This window comes from Olsenella sp. kh2p3 (genome assembly GCA_900119625.1).
Taxonomy (GTDB): Bacteria; Actinomycetota; Coriobacteriia; order Coriobacteriales; family Atopobiaceae; genus Tractidigestivibacter.
Window position 1 is genome coordinate 703679 of record FPKD01000001.1, and the last position, 18166, is coordinate 721844.

17 protein-coding genes are annotated in these 18166 nt (G+C 57.0%); 8 read left to right on the forward strand and 9 right to left on the reverse strand.

Going from position 1 to position 18166, the window contains the following annotated elements; translation table 11 throughout:
• Positions 1 to 92 precede the first annotated feature (92 nt).
• Positions 93 to 1151, forward strand: a complete 1059-nt coding sequence (rlmN, locus tag BT122_RS03150) for a dual-specificity RNA methyltransferase RlmN (RefSeq protein ID WP_072354538.1) — start codon at positions 93 to 95, stop codon at positions 1149 to 1151.
• A 108-nt stretch (positions 1152 to 1259) separates the two neighbouring features.
• Here rlmN and BT122_RS03155 read toward each other — a convergent pair whose 3' ends face one another.
• The 9 genes from BT122_RS03155 to rpmH all read right to left on the reverse strand — a co-directional run bounded on the left by BT122_RS03155 (position 1260) and on the right by rpmH (position 6989).
• Positions 1260 to 1505: a hypothetical protein gene (locus BT122_RS03155; RefSeq protein ID WP_072354539.1), complete on the reverse strand. Its 246-nt coding sequence runs from the start codon at positions 1503 to 1505 to the stop codon at positions 1260 to 1262.
• Positions 1506 to 1513: 8 nt separating this feature from the next.
• Positions 1514 to 2368 (reverse strand): ParB/RepB/Spo0J family partition protein, encoded by an 855-nt coding sequence (locus tag BT122_RS03160; RefSeq protein ID WP_072354540.1) that lies wholly within the window; start codon positions 2366 to 2368, stop codon positions 1514 to 1516.
• Positions 2361 to 3161 (reverse strand): ParA family protein, encoded by an 801-nt coding sequence (locus tag BT122_RS03165; protein ID WP_072354541.1) that lies wholly within the window; start codon positions 3159 to 3161, stop codon positions 2361 to 2363. The genes BT122_RS03160 and BT122_RS03165 overlap by 8 nt, the downstream gene beginning before the upstream one ends.
• Before the next feature lie 723 nt (positions 3162 to 3884).
• Entirely contained in the window at positions 3885 to 4640 is a 756-nt protein-coding gene (gene rsmG / locus BT122_RS03170; RefSeq protein WP_072354542.1) for a 16S rRNA (guanine(527)-N(7))-methyltransferase RsmG, read from the reverse strand.
• A gap of 148 nt (positions 4641 to 4788) precedes the next feature.
• Complete coding sequence (locus tag BT122_RS03175; RefSeq protein WP_177242184.1) at positions 4789 to 5391, reverse strand: Jag family protein; 603 nt, start codon at positions 5389 to 5391, stop codon at positions 4789 to 4791.
• Positions 5392 to 5494: 103 nt separating this feature from the next.
• Positions 5495 to 6259, reverse strand: coding sequence for a YidC/Oxa1 family membrane protein insertase (locus tag BT122_RS03180; RefSeq protein ID WP_072354544.1), 765 nt, complete (start codon positions 6257 to 6259; stop codon positions 5495 to 5497).
• A gap of 27 nt (positions 6260 to 6286) precedes the next feature.
• Positions 6287 to 6523 carry a membrane protein insertion efficiency factor YidD gene (gene yidD, locus BT122_RS03185; RefSeq protein WP_072354545.1) on the reverse strand — a complete coding sequence of 79 codons (237 nt, stop codon included), beginning with the start codon at positions 6521 to 6523 and terminating at the stop codon, positions 6287 to 6289.
• Positions 6516 to 6845 carry a ribonuclease P protein component gene (gene rnpA / locus BT122_RS03190; protein WP_032110078.1) on the reverse strand — a complete coding sequence of 110 codons (330 nt, stop codon included), beginning with the start codon at positions 6843 to 6845 and terminating at the stop codon, positions 6516 to 6518. The genes yidD and rnpA overlap by 8 nt, the downstream gene beginning before the upstream one ends.
• Before the next feature lie 9 nt (positions 6846 to 6854).
• Entirely contained in the window at positions 6855 to 6989 is a 135-nt protein-coding gene (gene rpmH, locus BT122_RS03195) for a 50S ribosomal protein L34 (RefSeq protein WP_032110077.1), read from the reverse strand.
• Between the two features lie 393 nt (positions 6990 to 7382).
• On the opposite strand from rpmH, the gene BT122_RS03200 reads away from it, so the two are divergent.
• From BT122_RS03200 to gyrA, 7 genes are all read left to right on the forward strand, one after another.
• A complete protein-coding gene (locus BT122_RS03200) occupies positions 7383 to 8477 on the forward strand; it encodes an ATP-binding protein (protein ID WP_072354546.1) in 1095 nt (364 codons plus the stop codon).
• A gap of 171 nt (positions 8478 to 8648) precedes the next feature.
• A complete protein-coding gene (locus BT122_RS03205; RefSeq protein ID WP_072354547.1) occupies positions 8649 to 10211 on the forward strand; it encodes a DnaA/Hda family protein in 1563 nt (520 codons plus the stop codon).
• Positions 10212 to 10445: 234 nt separating this feature from the next.
• Positions 10446 to 11543: a DNA polymerase III subunit beta gene (gene dnaN / locus BT122_RS03210; RefSeq protein WP_072354548.1), complete on the forward strand. Its 1098-nt coding sequence runs from the start codon at positions 10446 to 10448 to the stop codon at positions 11541 to 11543.
• A gap of 1 nt (position 11544) precedes the next feature.
• Positions 11545 to 12633 carry a DNA replication/repair protein RecF gene (gene recF / locus BT122_RS03215; RefSeq protein WP_072354549.1) on the forward strand — a complete coding sequence of 363 codons (1089 nt, stop codon included), beginning with the start codon at positions 11545 to 11547 and terminating at the stop codon, positions 12631 to 12633.
• Positions 12626 to 13162: a hypothetical protein gene (locus tag BT122_RS03220; protein WP_143189957.1), complete on the forward strand. Its 537-nt coding sequence runs from the start codon at positions 12626 to 12628 to the stop codon at positions 13160 to 13162. The genes recF and BT122_RS03220 overlap by 8 nt, the downstream gene beginning before the upstream one ends.
• A 128-nt stretch (positions 13163 to 13290) precedes the next feature.
• The gene (gene gyrB, locus BT122_RS03225; protein ID WP_072354551.1) at positions 13291 to 15258 is read left to right on the forward strand and encodes a DNA topoisomerase (ATP-hydrolyzing) subunit B; all 1968 of its coding nucleotides are present in this window, start codon (positions 13291 to 13293) and stop codon (positions 15256 to 15258) included.
• 44 nt (positions 15259 to 15302) lie between these two features.
• Complete coding sequence (gene gyrA, locus BT122_RS03230; RefSeq protein ID WP_072354552.1) at positions 15303 to 18107, forward strand: DNA gyrase subunit A; 2805 nt, start codon at positions 15303 to 15305, stop codon at positions 18105 to 18107.
• Positions 18108 to 18166 lie beyond the last annotated feature (59 nt).

Genomic DNA, 18166 nt, shown 5'->3' on the forward strand with positions numbered 1-18166 from the left:
CTCTCCGCCGTGCGGTAGACTCAACTCACACGGAGACAGTAACCCAAAGAGGATACTCCACCACACCATACGACAAGGGCAAGGGGCCATAAATGCAGACGGAAGACGTCAACCGAAACAACGAGAAGCTCGACCTAAGGAACTGCACGAACGGCCAACTTGAGACCCTTCTCGCCGAGCTTGGTCAGCCTAAGTTCCGTGCAAAGCAGATTGAGGACTGGGTGTGGGTCAAGAACGCCACCTCACTCGACCAGATGACCAACCTGTCCAAGGCGCTGCGAGCCCAGCTTGCGGACTACGTCACACTCGGAGGCGTCGAGGAGGTCGCACGGCAGGTCTCGCAAGACGGTAGCCGCAAGTACCTGCTTCGCTTCCCTGACGGAGTTGCCGTTGAGTGCGTTGGCATGCCCTCGAAGAACCGCCTTGCCGTGTGCGTGTCCACGCAGGCAGGCTGTGCCATGGGCTGTGCGTTCTGCGCAACCGGCGCCTCTGGCCTTACCCGCTCTCTGACCGCTGGCGAGATCTACGAGCAGGTCATGCACGTGCGTGATGACTTCAACACGCGTGTTACCAGCGTTGTGATGATGGGGCAGGGCGAGCCCATGATGAACTACGATGCTACGCTCGCCGCGCTGCGGCGCCTCAACTCTCCTGAAGGTGCGGGGATTGGCGCGCGCCACCTCACGGTGTCCACCTGCGGCGTTATCCCCATGATTAAGCGTTTTGCCAATGAGCCCGAGCAGTTTACGCTCGCCGTCTCGCTTCACTCCGCCAATCAGAGCACGCGCAACATTCTCATGCCTGGCGTCAAGAAGTACTCCCTCATTCATCTCTATGACGTGATGGGCGAGTATGTTGACAAGACTGGACGCCGGCCCACCTACGAGTACGCACTTATCCAGGGCGTCAACGACAACGAGGATGAGCTTGGCGCGCTGTGCGACTTCTGTCGCGGCACTCTGGCACACGTCAACATCATCCAGCTCAATGAGGTTCCCGGTTCTAAGCTCAAGCCCGCAAGCCCCGAGCGTGCCCAGGAGTTTGTTGCTCGCCTGGCTTCCGTTGGCGTCGAGGCTACCATCAGAAACTCCCGGGGCGCAGACATTGACGCTGCATGCGGGCAGCTAAGGCAGCGCATGCAGGAGCTGTAAGCCGTTTAACGCTCTGCTTGGAAGAGGGGCGGTCACTCATTGATGATCGCCCCTCTTAATTGGAACATATGTTCTTAATTTTATCTTCTTACCGCTTCAGCGGATTCCCTAGTATCCAAGATCTTTCCACTGGCGCATGGTTGTCTGGACGTTAGGTAGAGGTCCATCGTCCGGCATAACGTCGCCTCTCACCGAGTTGATAACTTCGTTTATGCGCTCGTAGGAGGTCTTAACCGTATCCACCATCTTATTGATATTCTCCTTGGCCTCGTCGGTGAGGACCTCTTTGTAGACCACATAACCAACGCCAGCAGCGGTTGCGATGACCACCACGCCACGAAGTAGCTTCTTCATTCCTTCTCCTAGTCCCTTGTGAGAAGGTCGACAAGGTGGGCAAGCGCATCCTCGTCCTCGAACTCAATCTCCACCTTGTTCCTTCCACGGACGGTCTTGACCTTTACGTTGGTATCTAGTGCCAGCCTCATCTGTCGTGCCGCGCGCCTGAAGGACTGTGGTACTGGTTGGCGATGCACCGGCTCCGCCTGGCTGTTGTCAGAAAACAGTGGTGCAAGGGTTTCTGTCTGTCGTACCGACAAACCCTGAGCAACTACCTTCTCTGCAAGACGAACCCGTCCCTCCTCAGATGGGACGGCGAGAATTGCCCTCGCGTGGCCAGCAGTCAGCTTACCCTCACTCATGAGCTCCTGAACTTCGTCTGGAAGGTCAAGAAGTCGGAGCGTGTTAGTTATTGCAGACCTCGACTTTGAGACGAGACGCGCTACCTCTTCCTGCGTGAGTCCATTTTTGTCAAGCAGCTGCTTATATCCCTGCGCCTCCTCAATAGGGTTGAGGTCTGAGCGCTGGAGGTTCTCGATGAGGGCGAGTTTGAATACGTCCTCATCACTAATGTCTCTGATGACTACTGGAACCTCATCTAGACCAGCAAGCTTTGCTGCCTGATAGCGTCTCTCACCTGCGACGATCTCATAGGTAGTTCCCTTTTTTCGAACGATTATTGGTTGAAGTATGCCATTCTGCTTGATGGAATCGGCAAGCTCAGCAAGTTCATCAGGATTGAAGTTCTTGCGTGGCTGTCCTTTGTTTGGCTTGATTTGTGTAATTGGCAACGTTGAATCTGCAGCTGGGGCGCCTACTTCTGCATTCGCTTCGCCCATCAGTGATTCTAGTCCCTTGCCCAAACCTGATTTCTTAGCCACGACGAATCACTTCCTTAGCAAGCTTTGTATAGGCAGAAGCACCCTTGCTCATTCGCGCATACATTGTTACTGGCAAACCATGGCTTGGTGCTTCAGCGATTTTGACATTGCGAGGAATGTATGTCTTGAATATCTGCTGGCCAAAATAGTTCTCGCACTCCTCGACCACTTGGTGCGAGAGCGTTGTACGCGTGTCATACATAGTCATGACGACGCCAAATATCGCGAGAGAAGGATTAAGGCGACTCTTAACCATCTTCATTGATTCAATGAGCTTCGTAACTCCCTCCAGAGCATAATATTCGCACTGGATAGGGATCAGCAGTTGATCTGAAGCAACAAGTGCATTGATTGTGAGCAATCCGAGCGATGGTGGGCAGTCGATAAAAACGTAATCAAATTCATTTTTAATCTTTTCAACAACGTTTTTTAGAATGCTTTCGCGCGCCATTGCTGATACGAGCTCTATTTCTGCACCAGCAAGTTGAATTGTTGCTGGTGCTACAAAAACCCTATCTTCAACCGTATCGACGATTACATCCTCAATTGGGAAGTCTTGTAGCAAGACATCATACATATCGTGCTCGAGATCTTCCTTCTCGATGCCATATCCACTTGTCGTGTTCCCCTGAGGGTCCAAATCGATGACAAGTACCTTTTTCTTAGCCTCTCCAAGCGCTGCAGAGAGGTTTATCGCCGTCGTTGATTTTCCAACGCCGCCCTTTTGGTTGATAATCGCTAATACTTTCGGGTCTCTATTGGTAAATCCGCGTTTTACATCTTGAAAGCCCACGAATAACCCCCAATTGCCGAGTATTTTTACGTCTAAACTGTGTTTGCTCACCAATGTGGTGTGTGACAATCATAGGGTATTGTTTCACGTGAAACATCGAGAATCTTTATCGAATCAGCTTTGTTTTGTATTCTGCTTAATCGAATTAGCCGTTTCACGTGAAACATCGTTGTTTATCACTTAATTTACCCTGAATTTTAGTTTCCAGCCGTTTCACGTGAAACACTACTGGATTGAGTCTTCGTTGGAAACCAATGCATATATCACGAAGCTTAATAGCTGAGCTATTTGCCAAATATTGATTACAACGAGTCTTTTCATATGAAATATCGAAAATTTCACTTTCTTTTGGTGTTGTGATCTATCCCACTATAAGAACGTTCAATTGTGACTTTAAGATTCGACAAAGTAGTTTCACTTGAAACGTCCAAAGCTCACTTTCTAGGCAATATTACATTAAATCAATATTCAACAAACTCCTAGTCTGAGTCTGAGCTAGAATAAAGCCGTTTCACGTGAAACAGGCTAAATTCCACACAGAAGAAATTAGCAATTCCAAAGGTTTGCACTCTTAAGTTATGCAGCTAACCATGAGTCGTGTTTCACGTGAAACAGCTAAATACTTCTGCTCATAGAAAATCGGCTCCCATCGAAGCAATCCGATGAGAGCCGCAAAAGATACGTCGATAGAGCTGAGAAGTAAAAATAAATACTTACATTGTCTTACTGGAGTCCAAGGGGGCTCCTCTTTGCCATACCATTCTGACGTGGAAGCTTAATACGAGGATTGCCAGTCTTTGTATATACAAGAATGGTTCTGTGTCCAAGGTCATGAGGAAGTTCATATTCAAACCGACCAGATTCCTCAAGCCCACAAATCTTTGCAGCACGAGAGGCAGTTTGAGTCTCTTCATCACTTGGGTTCCCTTTGCCAACAAGAAGGGTTCCATTCCTTCTCAAGCAAGGCGTAGCATATTCAATGAGAACATTCGTTTGGGCAACTGCACGAGCAACAACAACATCAAATCGAGAGTGACAAGCTTTGGGAACTTCCTCAGCGCGTGCATGCAAACACGAGACACGATCAGTGAGCCCCAGCGCATCAGTAAACTCTTCAACGGCATTAACCTTCTTGCCAACAGAATCAATGAGTGTGCTCTGACAACCACTCACAATTGTAAGAGGCAGTCCAGGATAGCCAGCTCCAGTACCAACATCTAATAGCTTCTCGTCTGGCCCCAATACAATGGGGTTATGAGCAATAAACAACAGTGAGTCGATGACATGCAGGACAATAGCCTCATGTTCATTGGTAATCCTAGTGAGATTAATACTGTTGTTCTTCTCAACGACGAGCTCTAAATGTTGAATGAGTAGCTCGGCCATTTCTGGGGTCACAGTAATCAACGAAAGGTCAGTATCGGAGGCGAGAATCTCAAGGAGCTCATCTTTAAGAACCTCATGGGAGTTTTGATCCATCTTCACTCCTTATAGCAAGACATACGATTCCATAGAGTTTTACATACTGCCAAAAACTCTTGAGTCAAAAGATTTTGGCAAGAAAAAAGGGAGGGTGACTATCTCACCCTCCCAAACTGTAGCGCATGTAGAACCAATAAGAGATGGACTACAGCTTAACCGGCGTTATCACGACGTACCTGTCAGGGTCGTCACCCTCAGAGTGTGTAGTGACCTCGGGATCATCACGCAGTGTAAGGTGAACCAAACGACGGTCGTACGCATTCATAGGAGCAAGCTTGACGCTGGAGCCATGGCTCTTGGCACGAGAAGCAGCGTTGAGAGCCATCTGCTCGATCTTCTTCTTGGCCCGGCTGCGGTAGCTCTCAATGTCAACAACAATGGGATAGTAGAACTTGAGACGACTGCTCACGAGCGTGGAGATAACCGTTTGCAGAGCCTCCAGCGTGCGACCGTGGCGGCCAATGAGGACGGCAAGGTCTCCACCGCTCACATCAAGAATGAGCTCACCCTCATCGCCATCGTACTCGTCAATGGAGGAGTGCGTCTCACCAAAGAGATTGAGAATGCCGCGCAGGTACTCAACGGCAACATCGGCAATGCGGTCGGTCTCGTCATCAGTCAGAGCAACGCCAGCCTCATAGTGCTCACGAATCTGCGCGAACTCATCAACAGAGGAGTCCTGTACATCGGTATCACCCGAAACAACCACCTCAGACTCGACAACCTCGTCGAGGTTTCCTTCCTCCATCACAAACCTCCTAGGCAGGTAGGTATAAATTTCACTAAATATTAGATATCACGTATATTAACAGGCATATCGACGAAATTAGTAAGTATTTGCTGCTCAACCACTAGTTCTTCTTATGTGGACGGGGCTTCTTCTCCTTGCGTACCACATCGACGGTGACGGAGGACTGGCCCTGCATGCTCTGCTCTGCCTCAGCCTTGGCCTTCTCCATGACCTTGCGCGTCACGAAGTACTGCTGCACGATGCCCCACAGCGCAGAAGCGTTGTAGTAGAGGACAACGCCAGCGGGGATGCTCCAACCAAACCACGCCATCATCACGGCCATGACAGCGCCCATGCCAAGCTGCTGTTTGCGCTGGTCCTCAGAGACCTGACCAGAGTTGATGGCCATCTGAAGGAACGTGAGGACGCCAAAGAGAATTACGAAGAAGATGTAGATAGCAGCAGGGCCCCATCCGTCGGAGCTGATCATGCCGCCCGCAGAGCCAGCAAGCGAGGGGATGATGCCGTAGAAGCTTGCATCAGAGGGGATGCGATCGCGAGCCACCGTGAACAGTGCAAAGAAGACGGGCATCTGGAGCAGCACTGGCAGACAACCCATAACAGGGTTGAAGTGAATGTCAGAGTAGAGCTTCTGCATCTCCTGGGCCTGGCGCTCGGGATCGTCGGCATACTTGGCCTGCAGCTCCATGATTTTGGGCTGTGCAGCCTGCATGCGTGCGGAAGACTCAACCTGCTTGTTCATCAAAGGCATGATGAGCACGCGGATGATGACGGTGAGGATGATAATTGCGAGGCCCCAGTCCCCGCAGAATCCCTCAATGCCCGCGAGCACGCCGGCGAGAAAGTCAATAATCCAATCCCACATGGTTCCTCCGTGTGTGTCCCCAGACGATTAGGGAACGGGGTCGTATCCACCGGCGTGGAAGGGATGACACCGCAAGATGCGCTTCACGGCAAGCCACCCGCCCTTCGCCAGACCGTACTTGGCTATAGCCTGTCGAGCGTACTCCGAGCAGGTGGGCGTATAGATGCAGTGTGGAAGGAACAAGGGTGAGATGCGACGCTGATAGAACCTAATTGCCCTCGTAGCCGCGCGCGAAAGCGCAGACTCCCCCTTGGATTCAGCCACACACCACACCGGCCCTCTCGAGCAACCTCTCAAGGGACGTCGCCACGCGCTCGGGAGAGCTGTCATGGGTCTTGTCGGTCGAGAAGAGGATTACGTCGTAGCCGTCACGCGGTAGCGAACAAGCGCGTGCTGCCTCTCGCAGGACGCGCTTGCACCTATTTCTGTAGACGGCGTTTCCAAGCCTTTTTGGCGCAACGAAGGCGACCTTCGGCAGGTCGCCTTCGCTCGTTGGCACCACTCGAATGCGCAGTAATGCGTCGTTGTAGCGCTTCCCGCGCGAGAAGACCCTCTCAAATTCGGCACGCGATTTGATGGTCTCCATGATGCTGTGTTAGACGGTGAGCTGCTTGCGGCCCTTGGCACGACGACGTGCGAGAACCTTGCGACCGCCCTTAGTGGCCATACGGGCGCGGAAGCCGTGGGTCTTGGCGCGCTTACGCTTGTTGGGCTGATACGTACGCTTCATGATGTATTCCTCCCATACGGGTCTAATGTCTTGAGCACTAAGCCCAAAGATTGTAAGGGTCTCTCCGTCAAGATGTCAATTTAATGCAGAATAACTGCACGGATTCTCAGTGGGTTGTCTCATGGTAAGGCTTGGCGCCAGCCACTCCCCAGTAGAAAAGCTTTGCAAGAAATCTTCCATGAGACGAAAAGACCATACCAACCTACTGACAACTTTCTTCCTGATGCTATGATTTTCCAGCCGGTATTTTACGTTGAGTCCCAGTTATCAACCATGTTTCATCCTTTGTTGAAAACTTTCGTTCACATAGAAATCCGAGTGAAAGTTTTCATCCAAGGTTCAAACGAGGTTGAAAAGTCAGAGCTGGTGAAAAGAATCAAGAGGTAAAGCGGGATGGACCACGCGTTCTATCCGTTCGTCGACAACACGCCCCAAGATGCGGGCAAGGGAGACGAGAAGTCCCCAGAGAACTCCCTGGGTGGCGAAGGCGCCCCCCAGGGCGAGCTTGGAGCCGTGCGCTATCCCGCGCGCATAGCCATCTATGACGACGCAGCGGCAGCACCACGCGTGGTGGTTATCGAGCCCACGGACATCCGAAGCTACCTCGAGGAGATCACCGCAACCGTCAACCGCTTGGCACACGAGCAGGGAAGCCAAATCCCCTTCACCGTGATTCGCGAAATTGTTGAGAACTTCATCCACGCCTACTTCATCGCACCCACTATTACAATCCTCGATGGCGGCAACACACTGCGCTTCTCTGACCAAGGACCTGGTATACAGGAGAAGGACCTGGCCATGGAGTACGGCACGACCTCCGCAACCGAGGAGATGAAGCACTATATCCGCGGCGTGGGGTCTGGTCTTCCGTACGTGCAGCAGTACATGACCGACAAGGGCGGTAGCCTCACCATAGAGGACAACATCTCCGGGGGGACGGTCGTCACAATCTCTACCAGGCCAAAGGAGGACGCCGAGAGGTGCGCGGCACCAGGCAAGCCTGCGGGAGCAATGCCACAGATGCCACAGCCCTATGGGCAGAGTCCATATCCCACCCAGCAGATGCCAGGAGTCTACACACAGACCTACATGCCAGGTTATCAACAGTACTACCAGCCAGCGCAACCGCAGGTCCAGCAGGGCTTCTACTCGCAGCAGGGCTATCCACAGCCAAGCTACCAGCAGCAGGCGCCCATGCCCGCACCCGCACCAGCTGCAACGCCAGCACCCTTAGCTGCGCCCGCGCCAGAGCAGCAGCCTCCCGCGTGGACGGCGGAGCTTGGCCGCATCAATCTCTCGGACCGCTCGCAGACCATTCTCGAGTACCTCTCGGCACACGAGATGGTTGGCCCCACGGAGCTCGTGCGGACTTACGGCAGGTCTGCACCCACGTGGTCACGAGAGCTTGCCAACATGGTGCAGATGGGAATCCTCAAGAAGGTCGGCCAGAAGTACTACCTCACACAACTGGGACAGAATTTCGTGTAAGTCGTTCGACCTTGTCGCCAGCCCATACGCATGGTTTTCAACATTTCTCGTAGTTCTCGACGCCCGCAAGGTTCATTAGACAGAGTTTTCAACATTTTCCTTATAATGAGCTCTTGCACGAGACAGGGGGGCGCAACATGCGCCCGCAGACGCCGAGAGGGACACGCAGGCATGGGACCAGAGATTGACTCAGATACCGAGGCATTGTGGCAGGACATGTTTGACCTGGTAAGCAAGCGTCACCTGCCTGGCTCGGTCATGGCAATGCTGCGCAGCTGCGTACCTGTGTCGCTTGACCCCGGCGTACTCCACGTAGAGACGCACAGCCGCACGGTTAAGAACCGCCTCTCGAAGAACCTCGACGTTATCAACGAGTGCCTCACCGAGGCAGCCTTTGAGCCAACCACGCTCGACCTCTCCTTTGTGCAGGACCCCGACGCGGCGCCGCTCACAACAAGCTCGGCAGTGACACCCGAGGAGGCTCGCAGGTGGATGGCACCGTCCTCGCAGGCAGCGACTCCCATACCAACACCGGCGCCCGCGCCGCAACCACGGGCCCCCGAGGACGCGTGGCTCGACGACAACGCTGAAAAAGAGGCTGCCGGCCACGAGCGGCGAGCAGCAAACCCACTGGTAGACGACATCTCGGAGATGGATTCCAAGCTCACCTTCGACCGCTTTGTTGTAGGCGACGAGAACACCTTCGCCTACCAGGCCGCGCTCCAGGTGGCAAACGGCGAGAACCGCACCTACAACCCCCTCTTCATCTACGGCAAGAGCGGCCTGGGAAAGACGCACCTCCTGCGCGCCATCCAGAACTACATCTCGGCGAACGACCCCACGCGCGTCTGCGTGTACAAGGACGGCTCATCCTTCATCACCGACTACACCACGGCCATGTCGCACCGCGAGAGGTCTGCGCCAGACATTCTGCGCGACAACTACTACGACATCGACGTCCTTATCATCGACGACATCCAAAAGCTCGCCGGCAAGGCGGGTACCATCGACTTCTTCTTCGATGCCTTCAACCACCTCACCAGCGCCGGCAAGCAGATCGTGCTGGCAGCGGACCGCTCGCCCTCGCAACTGGGCGCCGAGGCTGCCTTTGACGAGCGTGTGACGAGCCGCCTGGACTCGGGCTTCTCGACCTCAATCCAGGTACCAAACTACGAGCTCAAGCTGCGCCTCATCACCACCTTCTGTGAGCGCATGCACGAGGACGCCGTCGAGGGCCACGTGGGGCTTGCCATCACGGGCACCATCTCGAAGGAGAACATAAGCTACATGGCCGAGCGCGCGGGCACCAACATCCGCGTTATCGAGGGCTTCTGCCAGCGCTGCCTCATCGCCGAGACCCACCGCGAGCAGCGCGGCGAGGAGCTTTCGCGCGAGGACATCAACAGGCTTGCCAAGGAGTCGTGGCCAAACGGGGAGAAGCAGTACAAGATTGAGGAGATCCAGCGCGCGGTGGAGCAGTATTTTGACATCTCGCACACGGACCTCGTGGGCGAGAAGCGCAACAAGGACATCATGAACGCCCGCCACATCGCCGTGTGGCTCTCCAAGGAACTCTGCGACGCCACCTACGCCGAGATTGGCGAGCACTTTGGCGGCAGGAGCCACGCCACGATGCTCAACAGCATCCGGGTGGTGGACAAGAAGCGCAAGGAGGACAAAATCTACCACGACCGCCTGGTACAGATCCGCGACAACATCACCGAGAACACGTAAGTCAAAAAGATGGGAGAAAGGCGTACGAAAACCCTCGAAAAGTGGGGGCACAATGTTGAGAGAGTTATCGACACGCCTTCGACCGTCGAGAAGCGTAGGCTCAAAGAAGACGAACCAAAAGATTTGTTATGGCATCTACCAGCGAGTTTGCGAGTTCTCAACTTTTAGACAGGCCTTATTACTACTATTGCTTTTATATATAGATAAAGAACTAATAGATAAGAGAGGGCAGCCATGAGGTTCACCGTAAGCCAGTCTTCACTTCTCAAGGCACTGTCAGTCGTTGCCAAGGGTATGGGGACAAACTCGACCCTTCCCTTGCTCTCGGGCATCTACATCAAGGCCGAGGAGGGAACCCTCGAGTTCCAAACCAACAACCTCACCATCACGATTCGTCACCGCATCCCCGCAAACGTTGAGGAATCAGGTGAGACGGTCGTCTCGGGCAAGATGCTCACGAGCATCGTAAAGACGCTGGATGACGCAGCGGTGACCTTTGACGGCGGCGAGCGGACTATCTCTATCTCCTGCGAGAAGTCCTCGTTCCGTCTGAACACCCTGAACCCCGCCGATTGGCCGGCCTTCCCCGAGTACTCCCTCGAGGACGCCACGGAGCTGCCGAGCGAGCTGCTCTCAAGCATGGTCGACAAGGTCTACAAGGTGACCTCCAAGGAGACCACGCGTCCCATCCTGCAGGGCATCTTGCTCACGGCAGCCAACAACACCATCCGCCTTGTTGCAACTGACTCCTACCGACTGGCCGTCTGCGACGCCTCCGCCGAGACCGGTGAGGGCGAGTTCCGTACCATCGTGCCCGGCTCAGTCTTTCACGACGTGCTCTCGATGCCCAATCTCGAGGAGCGCATCTCTATTGGCACCACCGACAGCCAGGTGGTGTTCACCTTTGGCAACACGACCTTCATCTCGAGCAAGATTGAGGGCAACTTCCCCGACTACCGCCAGCTCCTGCCGTCGAGTTGCAATACCTCGGTGCACATTGACGTCGAGGCCTTCTCTGCGGCGCTCAAGCGCGTCTCGGTTGTGGCCATCTCCAACGCCTCCGTGCGCTTTGACATCGACGCTGACGGCAAGGTCATGCGCCTCTCGGCATCCTCGCCCGACCAGGGCGAGTCCACCGAGCTTCTGCCCGTGGAGGTCGAGGGGCAGAGTCTCTCCATTGCGCTCAACTACCACTACGTCTTTGACTGCGTGAATGCCATTTCGGACAAGAAGGAGCTGGTCCTGGAGCTGCAGAGCAACATGCAGCCCGGCATCTTCAAGACCAACGGCAAGGTTAACTACCTCTACATGCTAATGCCCGTCCGGATGTAGCGTGGGCCTTCTCGTAGAGAGCCTGGGGCTCGAGCAGTTCAGGAACTTCCGCGAGCGCGAGGTGTCCTTCTCTCCCACGACCACGATTCTTGTGGGGAGAAATGCCGTAGGCAAAACCAACACCGTCGAGGCGCTACAGATGCTTACGGCGGGGGCGTCTTTTAGACACCCCACGCCGTCGCAGCTCATCCTTGCCGGCTGTGAGCGCGCCCGCATACGCGCGCGACTTGCGGGAGACGGTCGCGTGGTGGACGTTGCCTGTGACATCACCCCGCAGCGCAGGCAGTTCTCGCGCAATGGCAAGCACTGCCAGGCGGCAGACATGCCTTCCTCGCTCATGAGCGTGCTCTTCTGCCCAGATGACCTCTCGCTTGTGAAGCGTGGGGCGTCCTTCCGCCGTGCGGAGCTGGACGGCTTTGGCTGCCAGGCAGCCGTGGGCTACTCAAAGCTCCTTGCCGCCTACACTCGTGCCATTGAGCAGAGAAATCGCCTGCTCAAGGACGAGAGGCCAGACCTTTCGCTACTGAGTGCCTGGGACTCGTCCGTAGCGCTGGGCGGTGCGACCCTGCTGCAGGCCCGCGTGCGCCTCTTTGGGCGCCTGCGCGAGAAGATCCTGGACGTCTATGGCAGCATCGCTGGCGGCGAGGAGCTTACGTGCACGTATGAGAGCACCGTCTGCGACGACCCCCTCTCGCTTTCGCGCGAGGAGCTTGCCGAGCGCTTCCTTGCGCGCCTTGAGGAGGTGCGCGCCGATGATCTCCGTCGCCAGCAAACCACGGTGGGACCCCACCGCGATGACGCGGTCTTTGCCATCGACGGCAGAGACGCCCGCAGTTTTGGCTCGCAAGGACAGCAGCGCTCCATCGTGCTGGCGCTTAAGATGGCCGAGGTACTCGTCTCGGAGGACGTTACCGGCTCGCGACCGCTGCTGCTCTTGGACGACGTGATGTCTGAGCTGGACGAGACGCGCCGACAGTCCGTGATCGAGTTTGCCCAGAGCGGCATCCAGACGGTGGTCACAACCACCAACCTTGGGTACTTCTCGGACGAGCTGCTCTCTCGCTCGAAGGTGGTGGAGTTTGGTGAGTGAGGACTACGAAGGCATATCGTCACTGCTCAAGGGCATGTTCTCGAGTCCCGAGGCACGACGTTCCATGAGTGCCAATCAGCGCGCCGCCTACGTGTGGCACAACGTGAACGGAGATGTGGAACGTGCCCACACCACGGGCGTCTTCCTCAAAGAACCGCACGTGAAGGGGGCTGCCCCCATACTGGGCGTCTACGTGGACTCGCGCATGCGCGCCGTGGACTTCAGGGCAAACCGCGAGGTCTACAGGGCGCGCCTTTCCATGGGTGGCCTTGAGGTCTCCGAGATCGAGTTCATCGTCTCCCAGTACGGGCACGGTGCTGCGCCGCGCAAGGAACGTGCAAGTGTTGCCGCTGCGGGCGAGCCGCCCAAGGCACCGCTGCCGGAACTTACCGGAAGCGAGCAGGACACTGTCAAAAAGCTTGCGGAATCCGTACCGGAATCTCTCAGAGGGAGCGTCTACAAGGCCATGAGCCTGTCCTTCAGGCGCGAAAAGAGCAGAGACACGAACGACGGAACTTCTCGGCCCTAACACGCCTCTCAGTGGCGCTGATGCGCAGGTATTCTGTTTTAGACCCCCCAAATTCTAATGTGCCGAGAAGAAAAGTGCCCATGGAGTATATTTGACTCTGTATCTTGCTCAGCTCTGAGGGGAGTCACGTGGCAAAGAAGAACGACAACTCGTACGATGCGAGCGAAATCAAGGTCCTCGAGGGCCTTGAGGCCGTGCGCAAGCGTCCTGGCATGTATATTGGTACCACCTCGTCTGCGGGCCTGCACCACCTGGTGTGGGAGATCGTCGACAACTCCGTCGACGAGGCCATGGCGGGCTTCTGCACCAAGATTAAGGTGACGGTCCATCCGGACAACTCAGTGACCGTCGAGGACAATGGTCGCGGCATCCCTGTGGCCAAGCACCCCCAGAAGAAGATCTCGACCCTCGAGGTCGTCCTCACCATCCTGCACGCCGGCGGCAAGTTCGACAACCAGGCCTACAAGGTCTCCGGCGGCCTGCACGGCGTGGGCGTCTCGGTCGTAAATGCCCTCTCCAAGAAGCTGGTGGTCCAGGTCAAGCGCGACGGCGGCATCTACGAGATGCAGTTCGCGCGTGGCAAGACCACCGAGAAGATCAAGGAGGTTGGCAAGACCAAGGCAACCGGCACCACCATTACCTTCTGGCCCGATGACACCATCTTCGAGACGACGGTCTACGACTACGACACCCTGCACGACCGCCTGCAGGAGACGGCATTCCTCAACAAGAACCTCAAGATCATCCTCACTGACGAGCGCGAGCTCACGCCTCGCGTGGATGAGTTCTGCTACTCGGGCGGTATCATCGACTTTGTGAAGTACCTCAACGGCTGGAACGGCCAGAAGTACGAGAAGGAGGTTCTGCCCGGCCTCTCGAAGCCCATCTACATCGAGGGCAAATCAGACCCCGATGCGCCCTTCTCGCAGATGGGCGAGGTCGAGGTGGCCCTGCAGTGGAACACCACCTACTCCGAGCACACCCTCTCCTTTGCGAACGACATCTACACCGAGGAGGGCGGCATGCACCTTGAGGGCTTCAGGACCGCCCTCACCAAGGCCGTGAACGACTACGGCCACCGCCAGAACATCATCAAGGAGAAGGACCCCAACCTCACGGGCGACGACATCCGCGAGGGTCTCACGGCGGTAATTTCGGTCAAGCTCCCCGACCCGCAGTTCGAGGGCCAGACCAAGGCCAAGTTGGGCAGCTCCTACATGCGCACGCTCACCAACCGCATCGTGAGTCAGGGCATGGCCGAGTACCTTGAGGAGCACCCCAACCAGGCAAAGGAGATTCTGAAGAAGGCCTCGCAGGCCGCCAAGGGTCGCCTCGCCGCGCAGAAGGCGCGTCAGGCCACGCGCCGCAAGGGACTTCTCGAGAGCGCGAGCCTGCCCGGCAAGCTTGCCGACTGCTCCGTGCGCGACCCCGAGATGACCGAACTCTTCATCGTCGAGGGTGACTCCGCAGGTGGCTCGGCCAAGATGGCGCGTGACCGCTCCATCCAGGCGGTGCTCCCCCTGCGTGGCAAGATCCTCAACGTGGAGCGCGTGCAGGAGCACCGCGCCCTCTCGAGCGACACCATCACCTCGCTCATCACGGCCATTGGCACGGGCGTCGACCAGGAGTTCGACATCAATAAGGCGCGCTACCACAAGATTGTCATCATGACCGATGCCGATGTCGACGGTGCTCACATCCGCATCCTGCTTCTCACGTTCTTCTACCGCTACATGAAGCCCATGATCGAGGCCGGCTACGTCTACGTGGCGCAGCCGCCCCTCTACCAGCTCAAGCCCAAGGGTAAGAAGCACGGAAAGTACATCTACACCGACGAGGAGCTTGCTGTCGAGGCCAAGAAGTTCGAGGACTCCACCAAGTACACCGTCCAGCGCTACAAGGGCCTGGGCGAGATGGACCCCGAGCAGCTGTGGTCGACCACCATGGAGCCCAAGAACCGCATCCTCCTGCAGGTGACCATCGATGACGCCATGGCGGCCGAGCGTGCCGTCTCTGACCTCATGGGCACCCAGGTCGAGAAGCGCAAGGACTTCATTCAGACGCACGCCAAGGATGTGCGCTTCCTTGACATCTAAGGCCTTCACCAGGCGCTACAAGCGAGAGATGAGAAAGGCAACTCGTGGCAGACGATAACAACAGGAACCATGGTCCCGCCGATGACGAGGACGATCTCGAGAATGGCGTAGGCCCGGACGAGGGCGACGAGCTCGAAGACGATGACGAGCTGGACGATGAGGACTACGACGATACCGAGGATGACGACTCGGACGACGATGACGCCGAGGATGTAGGGCATCTCGCCGGCGCGGACCTCGACCATACGATTTCCGACGAGGCAGGCACCCGCCTCGACCTCACCGACATCCATGGCGGCACGCTCAAGCCCACCGACATGGCTACCGAGATGAAGCAGTCCTTCCTCGAGTACTCGATGTCGGTCATCGTGGCGCGCGCCCTGCCGGACGTGCGTGACGGTCTGAAGCCCGTTCACAGGCGCATTCTCTACGCCATGAACGAGGCGGGCATCACGCCCAACAAGCCCCACAAGAAGTCGGCCTGGACGGTCGGCGAGGTCATGGGTAAGTATCACCCCCACGGCGACGCTGCCATCTATGACTCGATGGTTCGTATGGCGCAGGACTTCTCGATGCGCCTGCCCCTCATCGATGGTCACGGCAACTTTGGCTCCATCGACGGTGACCCCCCGGCGGCCATGCGTTACACCGAGAGCCGCCTCACGCGTGCGGCCATGGAGATGCTCGCCGACCTCAATAAGGAGACCGTCGACCTCCAGCCCAACTACGACGAGTCGCTCACCGAGCCCGCCGTCCTTCCGTCGAGGTTCCCTAACCTCCTCGTGAACGGTTCCTCGGGCATCGCCGTTGGCATGGCTACCAACGTGCCGCCCCACAACCTCCGCGAGGTTGCGGCAGCTGTCAACATGCTCATCGATAACCCCGATGCCACCACGGACGAGCTCATGACCGTGCTTCCCGGGCCCGACTTCCCCACGGGTGGCGTCATCATGGGTACCGAGGGCATTCGCGATACGTACGAAACCGGTCGCGGTTGCATTACCGTGCGCGCCAAGGTCCACGTGGAGCAGATCAAGAACGGCCGCCAGCGCCTGGTGGTCACCGAGATTCCCTATGCCGTCAACAAGGGCCTTCTCCAGGAGAAGATTGCCCAGGCGGTCAACGAGAAGAAGATCGAGGGAATCTCGGACATGCGCGACGAGTCCAACCGCAAGGGTATGCGCATTGTCATCGACCTCAAGCAGGGCGCCGTCCCGCAGGTGGTCCTTAACAACCTCTATAAGAAGACGGCGCTGCAGTCCAACTTCAACGCCATCGACATCGCCCTGGTAGACGGCGTGCCTCGCACGCTTACGCTGCGCGAGATGCTGCAGTACTACATCAATCACCAGATTGACGTGGTGACCAGGCGCACCCAGTTTGACCTCGACAAGGCGCTGAAGGATGTCCACATCAAGGAGGGGCTGCTCATCGCCGTCGACAACATCGACGAGATCGTGCACATCATCCGCTCCTCCGAGACCGAGGTCGAGGCAAAGCGCCGCATGAACGAGCGCTTTGGCCTGGACGACCCGCAGTGCGACGCCATTCTCGCCATGCGCCTGCGCAAGCTCACCGGTTTGGCCCGCGAGCAACTCGCCGCCGAGATCGAAGAGCTCCACAAGCTCATCGACTACTACCGTGACCTTCTCGCCCACCGCGAGAAGATCCTGGGCGTCATCAAGGACGAGCTTGGCCAGATCGTGGAGCGCTTTGCCGACAAGCGCCGTACCAGCATCTCCTCCCAGGAGGCACAGGACCTCGACGTCGAGGACCTTATCGCCGAGGAGGACATGGTGGTCACCGTCACCCACTCCGGCTACATCAAGCGCCTGCCGGTTGCCACCTACCGCTCCCAGCGTCGTGGCGGCAAGGGCGTCCAGGGCCTCTCGCTCAAGGACAATGACTTTGTCGAGGACCTCTTCGTGGCGTCGACCCACGACTACGTGATGTTCTTCACCAACTTTGGTCGTGTCTACCGCCTGAAGGTCCACGAGCTGCCCATCGGTAGCCGCCAGGCGCGCGGCTCGGCGATTGTGAACGTGCTCTCGCTCTCCGAGGGCGAGCACCCCACGGCCGTAATCACCTGCCGCGACTTCCCCGCCGATGACTACCTCATGTTTGCCACCAAGAATGGCATGGTCAAGAAGACGGCAATGTCCGAGTATGACCGCACTCGTCGTGACGGCCTCATTGCCATTAATCTCAAGTCCGGCGATGAGCTGGTCAACGTGAGGCGCGTGCGCGCTGGCGACAAGGTCATCCTTGTGACCACCGACGGCAAGGCCATCCTCTTTGATGAGTCTGACGTTCGTGCCATGGGCAGGGACACCTCCGGCGTGCGCGGCATCACCCTCAAGGGTGGAGCCTCCATGCTGGGTATGGAGATCACCAACGGCAACGGCGACCTGTTTGTGATCACCGAGAACGGCTACGGCAAGCGTACCCCGGTAGCCGACTATCCCGAGCACAAGCGTGGTGGCCAGGGCGTCTTCACCATTGCCATGACGGCCAAGAAGGGTAACCTCGTGGCCTGCCGCGTGGTGGGGCCGCAGCACGAGCTCATGATCGTCTCGGTCGATGGTGTGGTCATCCGCGTCAAGACCAGCGACATCCCCAAGCTCGGACGCTCCACGCAGGGCGTGAAGGTCATGAACCTCGCCGAGAGCGACCACGTCTCTGCCGTGGCGCGCATGGTCGCCCACAAGAAGAAGGCACCCAAGCACGACGCCAACCAGGGCATGCTCGACCTTGCGGCGGCCGGTGCCAAGGATGCCGACGAGGAGGAGTCCGTCGACATCGGCGGTGACGAGGAGGTCTCGCCCGACCTTCTCGACGAGGACGAGTGAGACAAAGGGACAGTCCCTTTGTCTCATTGAGTAGCAGGGGCTAGCAACGAAAAGGACCC